Source organism: Streptomyces sp. NPDC025793 (assembly GCF_055558375.1).
Window position 1 is genome coordinate 1 of sequence record NZ_JBVHMR010000028.1, and the last position, 14,458, is coordinate 14,458.

General features: G+C 72.0%; 12 protein-coding genes. 6 read left to right on the plus strand and 6 right to left on the minus strand.

Features of this window, described 5'->3' with window-relative positions; all coding sequences use genetic code 11:
* The 3 genes from ACZ4MF_RS35420 to glgB form a co-directional block, all read left to right on the plus strand.
* Nucleotides 1–317, plus strand: a 317-nt coding sequence (locus ACZ4MF_RS35420; protein WP_467496645.1) for an alpha-glucosidase C-terminal domain-containing protein, incomplete at its 5' end; no start/stop codon positions are given.
* A gap of 100 nt (nucleotides 318–417) precedes the next feature.
* Nucleotides 418–1,797: a maltokinase N-terminal cap-like domain-containing protein gene (locus tag ACZ4MF_RS35425; RefSeq protein ID WP_467496647.1), complete on the plus strand. Its 1,380-nt coding sequence runs from the start codon at nucleotides 418–420 to the stop codon at nucleotides 1,795–1,797.
* The gene (gene glgB / locus ACZ4MF_RS35430; protein WP_467496649.1) at nucleotides 1,794–3,980 is read left to right on the plus strand and encodes a 1,4-alpha-glucan branching enzyme; all 2,187 of its coding nucleotides are present in this window, start codon (nucleotides 1,794–1,796) and stop codon (nucleotides 3,978–3,980) included. Before ACZ4MF_RS35425 ends, glgB begins: the two co-directional genes overlap by 4 nt.
* Here the strand turns inward: glgB and ACZ4MF_RS35435 are convergent.
* From ACZ4MF_RS35435 to ACZ4MF_RS35455, 5 genes are all read right to left on the minus strand, one after another.
* Complete coding sequence (locus ACZ4MF_RS35435) at nucleotides 3,955–6,186, minus strand: HelD family protein (protein ID WP_467496651.1); 2,232 nt, start codon at nucleotides 6,184–6,186, stop codon at nucleotides 3,955–3,957. The two genes, glgB and ACZ4MF_RS35435, sit on opposite strands and share 26 nt — an antisense overlap.
* Nucleotides 6,187–6,355: 169 nt before the next feature.
* Nucleotides 6,356–6,700 carry a thioredoxin family protein gene (locus ACZ4MF_RS35440; RefSeq protein WP_467496653.1) on the minus strand — a complete coding sequence of 115 codons (345 nt, stop codon included), beginning with the start codon at nucleotides 6,698–6,700 and terminating at the stop codon, nucleotides 6,356–6,358.
* Entirely contained in the window at nucleotides 6,697–7,125 is a 429-nt protein-coding gene (locus ACZ4MF_RS35445; RefSeq protein WP_356027869.1) for a MerR family transcriptional regulator, read from the minus strand. Before ACZ4MF_RS35445 ends, ACZ4MF_RS35440 begins: the two co-directional genes overlap by 4 nt.
* Nucleotides 7,126–7,154: 29 nt before the next feature.
* A complete protein-coding gene (locus ACZ4MF_RS35450) occupies nucleotides 7,155–7,928 on the minus strand; it encodes a DUF2127 domain-containing protein (protein WP_467496656.1) in 774 nt (257 codons plus the stop codon).
* Nucleotides 7,929–8,044: 116 nt separating this feature from the next.
* A complete protein-coding gene (locus ACZ4MF_RS35455; protein ID WP_467496658.1) occupies nucleotides 8,045–9,718 on the minus strand; it encodes an MFS transporter in 1,674 nt (557 codons plus the stop codon).
* Nucleotides 9,719–9,852: 134 nt separating this feature from the next.
* Here ACZ4MF_RS35455 and ACZ4MF_RS35460 point away from each other — a divergent pair, with 134 nt between their 5' ends.
* Nucleotides 9,853–10,473, plus strand: coding sequence for a TetR/AcrR family transcriptional regulator (locus tag ACZ4MF_RS35460; protein ID WP_467496660.1), 621 nt, complete (start codon nucleotides 9,853–9,855; stop codon nucleotides 10,471–10,473).
* A gap of 82 nt (nucleotides 10,474–10,555) precedes the next feature.
* Here the strand turns inward: ACZ4MF_RS35460 and ACZ4MF_RS35465 are convergent, their stop codons facing one another.
* Nucleotides 10,556–11,965, minus strand: a complete 1,410-nt coding sequence (locus ACZ4MF_RS35465; RefSeq protein WP_467496782.1) for a cation:dicarboxylate symporter family transporter — start codon at nucleotides 11,963–11,965, stop codon at nucleotides 10,556–10,558.
* A gap of 123 nt (nucleotides 11,966–12,088) precedes the next feature.
* Here ACZ4MF_RS35465 and ACZ4MF_RS35470 point away from each other — a divergent pair, with 123 nt between their 5' ends.
* Nucleotides 12,089–13,738: an ATP-binding protein gene (locus tag ACZ4MF_RS35470; RefSeq protein WP_467496662.1), complete on the plus strand. Its 1,650-nt coding sequence runs from the start codon at nucleotides 12,089–12,091 to the stop codon at nucleotides 13,736–13,738.
* Entirely contained in the window at nucleotides 13,735–14,424 is a 690-nt protein-coding gene (locus tag ACZ4MF_RS35475; RefSeq protein ID WP_467496664.1) for a response regulator, read from the plus strand. The genes ACZ4MF_RS35470 and ACZ4MF_RS35475 overlap by 4 nt, the downstream gene beginning before the upstream one ends.
* Nucleotides 14,425–14,458: the final 34 nt, after the last annotated feature.

Genomic DNA, 14,458 nt, shown 5'->3' on the forward strand with positions numbered 1-14,458 from the left:
TGATCGAGATCCGCAAGCAGAACCCCGCCTTCGGACTCGGGTCGTACAACGAGCTCCAGTCCTCCAACCCGGCGGTGCTCGCCTTCCTGCGCGAGGCCCCCCTGTCGCGGGACGGCGAGGACGACCTCGTGCTGTGCGTGCACAACTTCTCGCGCTTCGCCCAGCCGACCGAGCTGGACCTGAGCCGGTTCCGCGGGCGGCATCCCGTCGAACTGTTCGGCGGGGTCCGCTTCCCGGCGATCGGTGAACTGCCGTACCTGCTCACCCTCGCGGGGCACGGCTTCTACTGGTTCAGGCTGCGCCGCGAGTCCGCGTAGCGGACCCGCGTGGTTCCGGCCGGGCGGGGCGATGGCGCGTTTCCACCGGCCCGCCCGGGGCACGCACAAGGAACACCCCCGACGACCCCGGGGAAAGGACATGACCCCCATGGCGGACCCGGTCACCACCCCCTCGCTCCTGGATTCCCTCGCTCCCCTGTTGCGCACCTGGCTGCCGAGACAACGCTGGTTCGCGGGCAAGGGACGCGCGGTCACCGGGTTCACCCCGGTCGCCGTCACCGAGCTGCTCCCGCCCCACGGCCGCCTCGGCCTCTACCACCTGCTGCTCCGCGTCCACCAGCCGGACCTGCGCGGCCCCGGCGACTGCTACCAGTTCCTCATAGGCGTGCGCGAGGCGCTGCCGCCCCGGCTGGCGCCCGCGCTGATCGGACACGTGGACGAGGGGCCGCTCGCCGGACGCACGGTGTACGAGGCCCTGTACGACCCCCGGCCCGCCGAAGTGCTCCTGGAGGCCCTGCGCACCCGGGCCCGCATCGGCGGGCTGCGCTTCGAACGGGACCCGGGGCACGAGATCCGCACGGGGCTGGTGGCCCGGCTGCTGACCGCCGAACAGTCCAACTCCTCGGTGGTGTACGGCGACACGTTCATCCTGAAGCTGCTGCGCCGGGTGGTGCCCGGCGTCAATCCCGACCTGGAGCTGCCGCTCGCGCTGGCCCGCGAGGGCTGCCCCCGGGTGCCCGCGCCGACGGCGTGGGCGCGCGCGGAGATCGGGCGGGAGACGTATGTCCTCGCCGTGCTCCAGCCCTTCCTGCGCGGCGCGGCCGACGGCTGGGAGCTGGCGCTGCGCGAGCTGGCCAAGGGCGAGGACTTCGTCTCCGAGGCGCGCGCACTGGGCCGGGCCACCGCCGAGGTGCACACCGCGCTCGCCCGCGCCCTGCCGACGGTCACCCTCGGGCACGCCCCCCTGCGGGCGCTGGCCGAGGGGATGAGGGAGCGGCTGGGGGCGGCGGTACGGGCCGTACCGGCGCTGCGGCCGTACGAGGACGGGCTGCGGCACGCCTACGCGGATCTGGACCGGCCGGCCGCCGAGGGCCGCACCTGGACCGCGCAGCGGATCCACGGCGATCTGCACCTCGGGCAGTGTCTGCGCGCGGCCGACGGGACCTGGTCGCTGATCGACTTCGAGGGCGAGCCGGCCCGGCCGCTCGCCGAACGGCGCCTGCCGCAGCCGCCGGTGCGGGACATCGCCGGGATGCTGCGCTCCTTCGACTACGCGGCCCACTCGGTGCGGCCGCCCGCACCGGACTGGGCGCGCGGGTGCCGGGCCGCCTACTGCGCGGGGTACGCGCAGGTGGCGGGCCGCGATCCGCGCGCCGACGCGGTGCTGCTGCGGGCCTACGAGACCGACAAGGCGGTGTACGAGGTCCTCTACGAGGCCCGGCACCGGCCCGACTGGCTCCCCGTACCGCTCTCGGCGATCCGCCGGCTCGCCGCGTCCGACCAGGAGGCCCGTCCGTGACGAACCGGCACACCGGCTCCGCCGCCGTGGACCGAGCCGACCGCGAGCGGCTGCTGCACGGCGTCCATCACGACCCGCACGCGGTCCTCGGCGCCCATCCGGTGCCGGGCGGTGTCGCGTTCCGGGCCTTCCGGCCGTACGCGCTGTCCGTCACCGTCGTCGCCGGCGAGCTGAAGGCGGAACTGCACGACGACGGGGACGGCTTCTTCAGCGGCCTGCTCCCGCTCCCCGAGGTCCCCGCCTACCGGCTGCTCGTGGCGTACGAGGGGACGGTCCTGGAGACCGAGGACGCCTACCGTTTCCTGCCCACGCTCGGCGAGCTGGACCTGCATCTGATCGGCGAGGGCCGGCACGAGCAGCTGTGGCGGGCGCTCGGCGCGCATGTCACCGTCCACCAGGGCGTGTCCGGCACCCGGTTCGCGGTGTGGGCGCCGAACGCGCGCGGGGTGCGGCTCGCGGGCGGTTTCGACTTCTGGGACGGCACCGGGCATCCGATGCGCTCGCTGGGCTCCTGCGGGGTGTGGGAGCTGTTCGTGCCGGGCCTCGGCGAGGGCGAGCTGTACAAGTTCGAGATCACCCGTCCCGACGGCTCGCGCACCCTGCGGGCCGATCCGCTGGCCCGCCGCACGGAGGCCCCGCCCGCCACCTCGTCGATCGTGACCGCCTCGCACCACGAGTGGGGCGACGCGCAATGGATGGCGCACCGGGGGGACAGAGCCGTGCACCGGGCGCCGCTGTCGGTGTACGAGGTCCATCTGCCGTCCTGGCGGCCGGGGCTGACGTATCGCGAGCTGGCCGATCAACTCCCCGCGTACGTCTCCGAGTTGGGTTTCACGCATGTGGAGCTGATGCCGGTCGCCGAGCATCCCTTCGGCGGCTCCTGGGGCTACCAGGTGACCGGCTTCTACGCCCCCACGGCCCGGCTCGGCACACCGGACGACTTCCGCCACCTGGTGGACAGGCTGCATCAGGCCGGGATCGGGGTGCTGATGGACTGGGTGCCGGCGCACTTCCCGCGCGACGACTGGGCGCTGGCCGAATTCGACGGGCGGCCGCTGTACGAGCACCACGATCCGCTGCGGGCCGCGCATCCGGACTGGGGGACGCTGGAGTTCGACTTCGGCCGCCGGGAGGTGCGCAACTTCCTGGTGGCGAACGCCGTGTACTGGTGCGAGGAGTTCCACATCGACGGGCTGCGCGTGGACGCCGTGGCCTCGATGCTGTACCTGGACTACTCGCGCGAGCCCGGCCAGTGGACGCCGAACGAGCACGGCGGCCGGGAGAACCTGGACGCGGTGGCCTTCCTCCAGGAGATGAACGCGACCGTGTACCGGCGCTGCCCGGGGGTCGTCACCATCGCCGAGGAGTCCACGGCCTGGGACGGGGTGACCCGGCCCACCGACAGCGGCGGGCTCGGCTTCGGGCTGAAGTGGAACATGGGCTGGATGCACGACTCGCTCCAGTACGTCCAGAAGGAGCCGGTGCACCGCAAGTACCACCACCACGAGATGACCTTCTCGATGGTGTACGCCTACAGCGAGAACTACGTCCTGCCCATCTCCCACGACGAGGTCGTGCACGGCAAGCGGTCCCTCGTCTCGAAGATGCCCGGCGACTGGTGGCAGCAGCGCGCCGACCACCGGGCCTATCTGGGCTTCATGTGGGCCCATCCCGGCAAGCAACTCCTCTTCATGGGCCAGGAGTTCGCGCAGGGCGCCGAGTGGTCCGAGGCGCACGGCCCCGACTGGTGGCTGCTCGACCCGGCGTACGGCGCCGAGGCCGACCACCGGGGCGTACGGGACCTGGTCCGCGACCTGAACACCCGCTACCGCGCGGCCCCCGCGCTCTGGGAGCGGGACACCGACCCGGCGGGCTTCGAGTGGATCACCGGGGACGCGGCCGACGACAACGTCCTCGCGTTCCTGCGCCGGTCCGCCGACGGCACCCCGCTCCTCGCCGTCTGCCACTTCTCGCCGGTGGTACGCGAGGACTACCGCCTCGGCGTCCCGGAGGACGTGCCGGCGTGGGCGGAGGTGCTCAACACCGACGCCGTGCGCTACGGCGGCAGCGGCGTCGTCCACCCGGACGTGGTCAAGCCGGAGCCGAGGGGGGCCCACGGCCGCCCCGCGAGCATCCGGCTGACCCTGCCCCCGCTGGCTACGGTGTGGCTGCGGCCGGCGTGAGCGCCTCGGGCAGAGCGTCCGTGTACAGCACCCCGAGCCGCTGCGTGGCCCGGGTCAGGGCGACGTAGAGGTCGCTGGTGCCGTAGCGGCCCGGTTCCACCACGAGGACCGCGTCGAACTCCAGGCCCTTGGACTGGCGGGGGTCGAGGAGGACGACGCCGCGGGTGAGGTCGGGTTCGGCGCCGGCCGTGACGCCGTCGAGGCGGGCGGCCAGCCGCCGGTGCAGCTCGCGCGGGGCGATGACCGCCAGGCGGCCCTCGGCGGGGGCGAGTTCGGCGACCGCCTCGGCGACCGCGCCGGGCAGGTCGTCCGCCGCCCGGCGCACCCACGGCCGTACGCCCGTCGAGCGGACCGAGCTGGGCGGCTCGAAGTCCGGGTGCTCGGCGCGCACGACGGCCGCGGCCAGCTCCATGATCTCGGCCGGGGTGCGGTAGTTGACGCCGAGCCGGGTGTGCTCCCAGCGGTCCTCGACGTACGGCGCGAGGATGTCCGACCAGGAGCCGACACCGGCCGCCTCCGCCGTCTGGGCCGGATCGCCGACCAGGGTCATCGAGCGGGTCGGGCTGCGCCGCATCAGCAGCCGCCAGGCCATCGGCGACAGCTCCTGCGCCTCGTCCACGATGATGTGCCCGAACGCCCAGGTGCGGTCGGCCGCGGCCCGCTCGGCGGCGCTGCGGTGGTCCGCCTCCTCCTGCCGCTCGGCGAACCGCTCGGCGTCGATGATGTCGTGCGCGGACAGGACCTCGGAATCGTCGTCGTGCCTGTCCTCGAACTCGTACGTCCGGGACGCGTAGGAGACGTCCAGCACGCCCTGCGCGTAGGCGACCTGCGTCTCGCGTTCCCGCTCGGCCCGGGCGCGGGCCGAGCGGTCGTCCTCGCCGAGGAGTTCGGCCGCCTCGTCGAGGAGCGGGACGTCGGCGACCGTCCAGGCGCGGGTCACCGGTCTGCGGATCGCGTCCGCTTCCGTCTGCGTCAGGTAGTCGTGCGGGTCGGCGAGGAAGTCGGCGACGAGCCGCTGCGGGGTGATCCGGGGCCACAACCGGTCGACGGCGGACCAGACTTCGGGGTTCTCGGCGAGTTCGTCGCGGATCTGGGTGATGTCGGAGGCGTCGAGCAGGCTGGTTCCGTCGTAGGGGTCGGTGCCGACGCGTTCGGCGTACAGCTCGGTGAGGGTGTTGAGGATGTGGCCCTCGAAGTACTCGCGGGCCGCGTTGTGCGGGAGCTTCGCGGCGCGGGTGCGCTCGCGGGCGACGGAGACGAGTCCGTCGTCGAGCATCAGCACCTCGCGGTCGTGCTGGACGGTGATCACCGGGTCGGGCAGGGCCTGCCGGTCGCGGACGACGGCGGCCAGCACCTCGGCCATGTCGGCGCGGCCCTTCACGGCGGCCGCCTCGGGGGTGTCGGTCGCGGTGGCCTTCACACCGGGGAACAGCTCGCCGACGGTGGCGAGCAGCACGCCCGTCTCACCGAGCGAGGGCAGCACCTCGCCGATGTAGCCGAGGAAGGCCGGGTTGGGGCCGACGATCAGCACGGCGCGGCGGGCCAGCAGCTCGCGGTACTCGTAGAGCAGATAGGCGGCGCGGTGCAGCGCGACCGCCGTCTTGCCCGTCCCCGGCCCGCCCTCGACCACCAGCACCCCGCGGTGCGGTGCCCGGATGATCTCGTCCTGTGCGGCCTGGATGGTCTGCACGATGTCGCTCATGCGGCCGGTGCGCGCCGAGTTCAGCGCGGCCAGCAGCACGGCGTCGCCGCTCGGGTCCTCGTGCCCGGTGCGGGTGGTGTCGCCGAGGTCCAGGATCTCGTCGTGCAGCGAGGTCACGGTGCGGCCCTCGGTGCTGATGTGCCGGCGGCGACGCAGGCCCATCGGGGTGTGCCCGGTGGCGAGGTAGAAGGGCCGGGCGACGTCGGCCCGCCAGTCGATCAGCACCGGGGTGTGCTCGGCGTCGTCCTCGCGCAGCCCGATCCGGCCGATGTGGTGGGCGGTGCCGTCGGCCAGGTCGATCCGGCCGAAGCAGAGCGAGCCGTCCACCGCGTTCAGCGCGGCGAGCAGCCCCGAGCGCTCGGCGACGAGGATGTCCCGCTCCAGCCGGGCCTGCATGGGCTTGTCGCCCTGGGCGAGCGCGTCCGTGACCGAGGTCTCGGCCTCCCCGCGCAGAACGTCCACGCGCGCGTACAGTCCGTCGATGAATTCCTGTTCGTTGCGCAATTCATCGCCTGGATATTCGCTGTTTGACAATTCCACTCCCGCCCGGATATACTCTGCTCAGTGAACTTCCTCGCGACATCGCAGGATTGAAGTCGCGAACCACTGAATATACGCAGAGAAATCCCCCGAGCGCAATTGCTCAGGGGATTTTTTGGTGCCCGGCCGTTCTTTACCGCATGTCGTCCAGCACGTCGGCCAGTTCCTCGCGCAGGCGCCGCTTGGGCCGCGCCCCCACCATCGCCTTCACCGGCTCACCGCCCCGGAACAGCATGAACGTCGGCATCGACAGCACCTTGTACGCGTTCGTGGTCTCCGGATTGGTGTCCACATCCAGCTGTACGACCTTCAGCCGGCCCTCCTCCTCGGCCGCGAGTGCGCTGAGCACCGGGCCCATCTGCCGGCACGGCGGACACCAGTCGGCCGTGAACTCGACCAGCACCGGCAGATCCGACCACAGCACCTCCGCCTCGAAATCCGTGTCCCGCACCTCGGCCACGCCCGCCGCGTTGATCACCGCTGCTGTCCTCCCAGTTCGCACCCGGGCTCCGGACCCCCCGGAACCAGCGCGTCGGCGGCCAGCGCGTCCCGCGCCTCCTCGGCCCGCACCAGCTGCCCCGCGACCGTCTCCCGCACCGACCGGAGCTGCCCGATGAGCGCGTCCAGCTCGGCCAGCTTGCGCCGGTAGACCTGGAGCGAGGCCGGGCAGGAGTCGCCCTCCGGGTGCCCGGCCCGCAGGCACTCCACGAAGGGCCGCGTCTCCTCCAGCCCGAACCCGAAGTCCTGGAGGGTCCGGATCTGCGCCAGCAGCCGCAGATCCCCCTCGTCGTACGTGCGGTGCCCCTTGGCGTCGCGCCGGGCCGGCAGCAGCCCGCGCGACTCGTAGTACCGCAGCGCGCGGGTCGTGGTCCCGGCCCGCGCGGCCAGCTCGCCGATTCGCATGACGACGACGGTAGGCGTTGACGCCGGGGTCAGGGCAAGACCGGCTGGACCCCCGCCGACTCCTCGACCTCCATCAGCGACGCGCTCTGCCGCTCCTCCTCGAAGGCCCTGGCGCCGCCCCGGAGGCCGAAGAGGCGTTTGGCGACGGCGATGTAGAGGACGGCCAGGATGTTGAGGACGAGGGTGGCGATCTTCAGATAGCTGACCTTCTCGGTGAGTTCGTAGATCTCCAGAGGGAGGAACGCGGCCGTCGCGACGACGGTCAGGTACTCCGCCCAGCGCTTGGCGTACCACAGGCCGACCGCCTCGATCAGCTCGATCAGGGCGTAGGCCAGCGCCAGTGCGGCGACGACCATGAGGGTGGAGTGCTTGTAGCCGAACGCCTTCTGGATCGAGCCGACCACGGGTGAGTGGTCGAGGTCGTAGTGGAAGTGCCGGAAGACCGGGCGCAGGACGTCCAGGTATTCGTTGAAGAGGCGGCGCACCGCGTCCTGGCTGTTGCTGAACTTCCAGACCGCTATGGCGACCAGCACGATGAACACGCCGCGCACCAGCCGCTCGATCGCGAGGAAGCGCAGGATGAACAGGTCGCGCAGCACCTTGCCGCGCGGCACCAGCGGGGCGTTCACCGCCGGTCCCGAGCCGTGCGGCTCGCCGAGCACGAAGTCGCCGCAGCGCAGACAGCGCCAGGCGTCCCCGAGCGCGGTCTCGGCGTGCAGCCGCGGCCGCAGCGTGGGCTCGTCGGGCGCGTAGGTCGTATGGCCCTTGCGCGCGCAGGTCCGCCGGTCCCAGTCGATCTTCATGTCCCCCGAGCCTCCACTTGCCTGTACCTGATGTCTCGCCTGTACGGACGCCACGCGCGAACGTGCCGTTCCGAATGATCCGGAGCGGCACGTTAGCGGACGGGGGCGAGGAGTGCTCAGGCGGCGGTGCTGTCCGCCAGTTCCCGCTCCTGCTCCTTCACCTCGGGCGCGGCCTTTTCACGGCGCGGGAGCAGAACGGCCACCAGGACGGTGCCGATGCCGAGGATGACCGCGCCGACCAGGCTGGTGTGCGCGACGGCGTCGGAGAAGGAGGAGCCGACCGCGTCGGCCATCTGCCGGGCGCCGGCGGCGAGTTCGGCGGCCTGCTGCTTGAGCTGCGCCGCCTGCTGCGGGTCGGTCGCCTTCGCGGCCTGTGCGGCCAGTGCGTGCGCCTTGTCGCCGATGCCCTGGGCGACCGCGTACCCGGCGCCGACCGAGTCCTGCGCCGTGTCCAGGGCGCTCGCCGGGAGCTTGCTGCCGGCCGTGGCGTCGCTCAGGTGGTTGCCGTACGACGTCGCGAGCACCGAGCCGAGGATGGCGATGCCGAGCGAGCCGCCCAGCTCCAGCGAGGTGTCGTTGACCGCGCCTCCGACGCCCAGTTCGGACTCGGGGAAGGCGCCCATGATGGCGTCGGTGCAGGGCGAGAGGGCGAGACCGATGGCGAGGCCCAGGATGATCAGGGGGGCGAGGAAGTCGCCGTACGTCGAGCCGGCGTCGACCCGGGTCAGCAGGGCGAGGGCGGTGGTGCCGCCGACCATGCCCGCGCCGACCGTCCACTTCATGCCGACGCGCGGGGTCAGGAAGCCGGTCAGGGCCGAGCCGACGAAGACGGCGCCGGCCAGCGGGAGCATCCGGACGCCGGTCTGGAGGGCGTCGTAGCCGAGGACGAACTGGAGGTGCTGGGTCAGGTAGTAGAAGGCGCCGAAGACGGCGAGGAAGAACAGGGCGACGGCGAGGTTGGAGCCCGCGAAGCGGCGGTGCGCGAAGCGGCGGACGTCCAGGATGGGGCGGGGGTGGCGCAGCTCCCAGAGGACGAACGCCACCAGGCCGGCGCCGGCGACGACCGCGGCCGTGATCGCCTTCGCGTGCCAGCCGAAGTGCGGACCCTCGATGATCATGTAGACGAGGGAGCCGGTCCACAGGACGGAGAGCAGGCCGCCGACGTAGTCGATGCGGTCGTGGTGACCGGCCTTGGACGGCGGGATGAGCACGAAGGCGAGGACGATCGCGACGGCCGCGATGGGCACGTTGATCAGGAAGGTCGAGGACCAGCCGTGGTCGCGCAGCAGCGCACCCGCGACGACCGGTCCGGCGGCGATGGCGAGACCGGCGGTGGCGGTCCACAGCACGATCGCCTTGGCGCGCTCGGCGCGCGGGAAGGTCGCGGCGAGCAGGGAGAGCGTGGCGGGCATGATCAGCGCCGCGCCGACGCCCATCACGGCGCGGGCCGCGATGACGGTCGTGGAGCTGTCGGCGAGGTAGCCGAAGACGGCACCGCCGCCGAAGACCGCGAGACCGAGGACGAGGGCGCCGCGCCGGCTGTACTTGTCGCCGATCGCGCCGAGCAGCAGCATCAGCGCGGCGTACGGGACGGTGTAGCCGTCGATCACCCACTGGAGGTCGGCGCTGGAGAGCCCGAGGTCCTTCGTCATGTCGGGTGCGGCGACCGTGAGGGCGGTGTTCGCCATCACGATGATCAGCAGGCTCAGGCAGAGCACGAGCAGTGCCCACCAGCGCCGGGCGTATGGGCGCTCCATCTTCTCGACCGGTTCGGTCATGACGAGTCGCATGGCAGGGGTCGCCTTCCTCGGATCGCGACGGTTGGTGCGGAACGGTGCGGACTTGCACAGTGACGTGCAATTGCACAACCATGTGTAATGTACGCCGTTGCACAGTGGTGTGCAAATCCTGAAGGGCGTGCAGAATGACTGCCATGACCACGGGTAACAGCCGCGCCGACGCCAACCGGCGCCGCATCCTCGACGTCGCCCTCGCGGAACTGCTGCGCGACCCCGACGCCTCCATGGACCAGATCGCGCGCGCCGCGGGGGTCGTACGGCGGACGGTGTACGGCCATTTCCCCAGCCGTGAGGCGCTGATCAGCACGCTGGTCGACGAGGCCGTGGCGGCGCTGGCGGACGCGGACGCGGGCGCCCGCAAGGAGGTCGCCGACCCGGCGGAGGCGGTGGCCCGGTCGGTGCTCGCGATCTGGGAGATCGCCGACCGCTACCGGCTGCTGGTCGCGCTCGCCCAGCGCACGGTCACCGTCCAGGGCATCCGCGAACGCCTCGCCCCGCTGCGCGCGAACAAGGTCCGGCTGCTGGAGCGGGGACTGGAGAAGGGCGTGTTCAGCTCACCGCTGCCGGCCCCGGCGCTGGCGTACGTGCACGAGCAGCTGCTGTTCGCCGTGATGGAGGCGGTGAACGACGGCCTCCTGACAGCGGCGGAGGCGGGCCGCTCGGCCACGGTCACGGTCCTGACCGCGGCGGGCGTGCCCGCCTCGACGGCCACCGAGCTGGTGGCCGAGGTGAGTGAGGAGTCGTAGCAGCGCCGTAGCGGTGCCGTGGACATGCCGGATGCCCGGCCCCGGTTCAGGCGGGGCCGGACATCCGGAGCTTCTTTCGAGGTCAGGCCTTGGCCAGCGCATCCTCCCGCTGCTCGGGCACCTCGGCCACCGTCCCGTGGCCCTCGTCCATGAGCGTCGTCTCGTCGAAGGGCAGCTCACCGGCGAGCACCCGCCGCACCCGCTCCTTGTCGATCTCCTTGGTCCAGGTGCCCACGAGCACCGTCGCCACCGCGTTGCCCGCGAAGTTGGTCAGGGCGCGGGCCTCGCTCATGAAGCGGTCGATGCCGACGATCAGACCGACGCCGTCGACCAGCGCGGGCTTGTGCGACTGGAGGCCGCCGGCCAGGGTTGCGAGACCGGCGCCGCTGACGCCCGCCGCACCCTTGGACGCCAGCAGCAGGAACAGCAGCAGCGGGATCTGCTCGCCGATCGACATCGGCGTGCCCAGCGCGTCCGCGATGTAGAGCGACGCCATGGTCATGTAGATCATCGTGCCGTCGAGGTTGAACGAGTACCCGGTCGGCACGGTGATGCCGACGACCGGCCTGCTGACGCCCAGGTGCTCCATCTTCGCGATGAGCCGCGGCAGCGCGGACTCGGAGGAGGAGGTGGACAGGATCAGCAGGAACTCACGGGCGAGGTACTTGCACAGCGAGAAGACGTTCACCCCCGCGACGATCCGCAGGATCGCGCCGAGCACCACGAAGACGAACAGGACGCAGGTGATGTAGAAGCCGAGCATCAGCACGGCGAGGCTCTTGAGCGCGTCGATGCCGGCCGAGCCGGTCACGGCCGCGATCGCGCCGAAGGCACCGAGCGGCGCGAGCCACATGACCATCGACAGGATGCGGAAGACCAGCCGCTGGATGTGCTCGACGCCGCGCAGCACCGGCTGCCCGACCGGGCCCATGGCCTGGAGCGCGAACCCGGCGAGCAGGGCGATCAGCAGCGTCTGGAGGACCTGGCCCTCGGTGAAGGCGGAGACGAACGTGGTCGGGATGATCGACAGCACGAACTCGACGGGCGGCAGCGCGTCGCTGGAGACCTGGGCGTGCCCGGTGTGCTTGATCGCGTTGGTCAGGTGCAGCCCGTCACCCGGGTGCAGCACATTGCCGACGACGAGGCCGATGGCGAGCGCGACCAGCGACATCACGAGGAAGTAGCCGAGGGCGATACCGCCGACGGCGCCGACCTTGGCCGCCTTCCGTACCGATCCGATGCCGAGCACGATCGTGCAGAAGATGATCGGCGAGATCATCATCTTGATCAGGTTCACGAAACCGGTTCCGAGCGGCTTCAGCTGGACGGCGGCATCGGGCCAGATGAGCCCCACGGCGATGCCGAGCACGACCGCCGCGATCACGGCGATGTACAGGTAATGAGTCCGGTCCCGCTTCACGCGGGGTACGGCTGGTGCCGTATCGGGGGTGCTGGCGGCCACGGCTGCCCTCCTTGACGTCTTCGTCGGCATCACCGGCGTGCGGCTCACGTCCGGGGGTGTTGTGGGGGTTGCCGTGACTATCTCCCGGCCTGTGAGAGCGGTCACCCTTCCGTTCATTTAGTTCACGCTTAACCGAGGGGGCACACTGCTGACATGCGCGTTCCCTCCCTCCCCCGACCTCGCAGCCTGGCGGGCCAGCTGTTCGCCATGCAGGCCGTGCTGATCGCACTGGTCGTGGCCGGGTACGCGCTGTTCACCTACGTCAGCGACCGCGGGCAGGCCGAGGACGCGGCGAAGCGGCAGGTCGTCGCGGTGGCCCGGTCGATCGCGGACGCCCCCTCGGTCCGCTCGGCGATCCACACCCCGAACCCCTCCGCCGCGCTGCAGCCCTACGCCCTCCAGGTCACCCGGGACACGGACGTCGACTTCGTGACGATCATGAACACGGACGGCATCCGCTGGACCCACCCCGACCCCTCGCAGATCGGCAAGCGCTTCCTCGGCCGTATCGACCCCGCCGTGCACGGCCACACCTTCACCGAGACCTACACCGGCACCCTCGGCCCGTCCGTCCGCGCGGTGACCCCGGTCGAGGACGGCGGCCGCGTCATCGGCCTGGTCAGCGCCGGCATCAAGGTGGAGGCGATCAGCGAGCGGGTCCAGGGCCAGGTCACGGCCCTGCTCGGGGTGGCCGGCGGCACCCTGCTGCTGGGCGCGGTCGGCACGTACGTCGTCAACGCGCGCCTGCGCCGCCACACCCACGGCATGAACGCCACCGAGCTGAGCCGGATGCACGACTACCACCAGGCGGCGCTGCACGCGGTCCGCGAGGGCCTGCTGATGCTGGACGGGCAGTACAGGGTGGCGCTGATCAACGACGGCGGGCGGGAGCTGCTGGGGGTGGGGAGCGAGCAGGAGGTGATCGGCCACTCGGTGGCGGACCTCGGCCTCCCGGGCCCGCTGACGGGCGCGCTGCTGTCGTCGGAGCCGAGGGTCGACGAGGTCTATCTGACGACCTCCCGGGTCCTGGTGGTGAACACCTCCCCGGTGTCGGGCGGCGAGCGACGCGGAACGGTGGTGACGTTGCGCGACGTGACCGAACTCCAGGCGCTGATGGGAGAGTTGGACTCGGAACGCGGCTTCACCCAGGCCCTGCGCTCACAGGCCCACGAGGCCGCCAACCGCCTCCACACGGTCGTCTCGCTGATCGAGCTGGGCCGGGCCGAGGAGGCGGTGGCGTTCGCCACGGCCGAGCTGGAGCTGGCGCAGGCGCTGACCGACCAGGTGGTGGCGGCGGTGAGCGAGCCGGTGCTGGCCGCGCTACTGCTCGGCAAGACGGCCCAGGCCAACGAGCGGGGCGTGGAACTGGTCGTCTCCCCCGACAGCCGCCTGGACGACGGCCTGCTCCCGGCGGAACTGTCCTCCCGCGACCTGGTCACGATCCTCGGCAACCTGATCGACAACGCGGTGGACGCGGCGCAGGGCAGCGCCGGGGCGCGGGTGACGGTCACGGCGTACGCCTCGGACGACGAGGTGGTCCTGCGGGTGACCGACACCGGCCCCGGTGTCGACCCGGCCCATGCGGACCTGGTATTCCAGCGGGGGTTCTCCACCAAGCCGGCCGGGCCCGGCGGGCGGGGGCTCGGGCTGGCCCTGGTCCGGCAGGCGGTGGCCCGCCACGAGGGCACGCTGACGGTGGCGGAATCCGACGACAACGGCGCGGACGGCGAGGGCGGAGCGGTGTTCGAGGTGCGGTTGCCGACGCGTGCGGCTTCCCCGGTGCCGGGAGGCGACACGACATGACGGATGCACCGGCGATCAGGGTGCTGGTGGTCGAGGACGACCCGGTGGCCGCCGACGCACACGTGCTGTACGTCGGCCGGGTCCCCGGGTTCGTCGCGGTCGGCAAGGCCCACACGGGCGCGGAGGCACGCCGCGTCCTGGACCGCACGCCCGTGGACCTCCTCCTGCTGGATCTCCACCTCCCCGACGTGCACGGCCTCCAGTTCGCCCGCTCCCTGCGCGCGGCGGGCCATCACGCGGACGTGATAGCGGTGACCTCGGCCCGCGACCTCGCGGTGGTCCGCGAGGGCGTCTCCCTGGGTGTCGTCCAGTACGTCCTGAAGCCCTTCACCTTCGCCACCCTCCGCGACCGCCTCGTCCGCTACGCCGAGTTCCACGCCGCGGCCGGCGAGGCGAGCGGCCAGGACGAGGTCGACCGCGCCCTCGCGACCCTCCGTGCGCCGTCCCCCGTCGCCCTGCCGAAGGGGCTGAGCGCGCCGACGCTGGAACGCGTGACGGCGGCACTGCGGGAGGCGTCGGAGGGGCTTACGGCAGCGGGCCTGGCGGAGTCGGTGGGCATCTCCCGCATCACCGCCCGACGCTACCTGGAGCATCTGGTGGACTCGGGCCGAGCCGGACGCAGCCCGCTGTACGGGCAGGTGGGGAGGCCGGAGTTGGTGTACCGGTGGGTGGCGCAGGGGCGGTGAGGCCGCGCCGGCCCGGCGGCTCTGCGCCCCGCCT

Excerpts from the sequence above, each read along its gene's own strand:
- ACZ4MF_RS35425 (WP_467496647.1), top strand. The coding sequence starts at position 418 with ATGACCCCCATGGCGGACCCGGTCACCACCCCCTCGCTCCTGGATTCC.
- ACZ4MF_RS35445 (WP_356027869.1), bottom strand. The coding sequence starts at position 7,125 with ATGCGAATCGGCGAGCTGGCCGCGCGGGCCGGGACCACGACCCGCGCG.
- ACZ4MF_RS35450 (WP_467496656.1), bottom strand. The coding sequence starts at position 7,928 with ATGAAGATCGACTGGGACCGGCGGACCTGCGCGCGCAAGGGCCATACG.
- ACZ4MF_RS35455 (WP_467496658.1), bottom strand. The coding sequence starts at position 9,718 with ATGCGACTCGTCATGACCGAACCGGTCGAGAAGATGGAGCGCCCATAC.
- ACZ4MF_RS35460 (WP_467496660.1), top strand. The coding sequence starts at position 9,853 with ATGACTGCCATGACCACGGGTAACAGCCGCGCCGACGCCAACCGGCGC.
- ACZ4MF_RS35465 (WP_467496782.1), bottom strand. The coding sequence starts at position 11,965 with ATGCCGACGAAGACGTCAAGGAGGGCAGCCGTGGCCGCCAGCACCCCC.
- ACZ4MF_RS35470 (WP_467496662.1), top strand. The coding sequence starts at position 12,089 with ATGCGCGTTCCCTCCCTCCCCCGACCTCGCAGCCTGGCGGGCCAGCTG.
- ACZ4MF_RS35475 (WP_467496664.1), top strand. The coding sequence starts at position 13,735 with ATGACGGATGCACCGGCGATCAGGGTGCTGGTGGTCGAGGACGACCCG.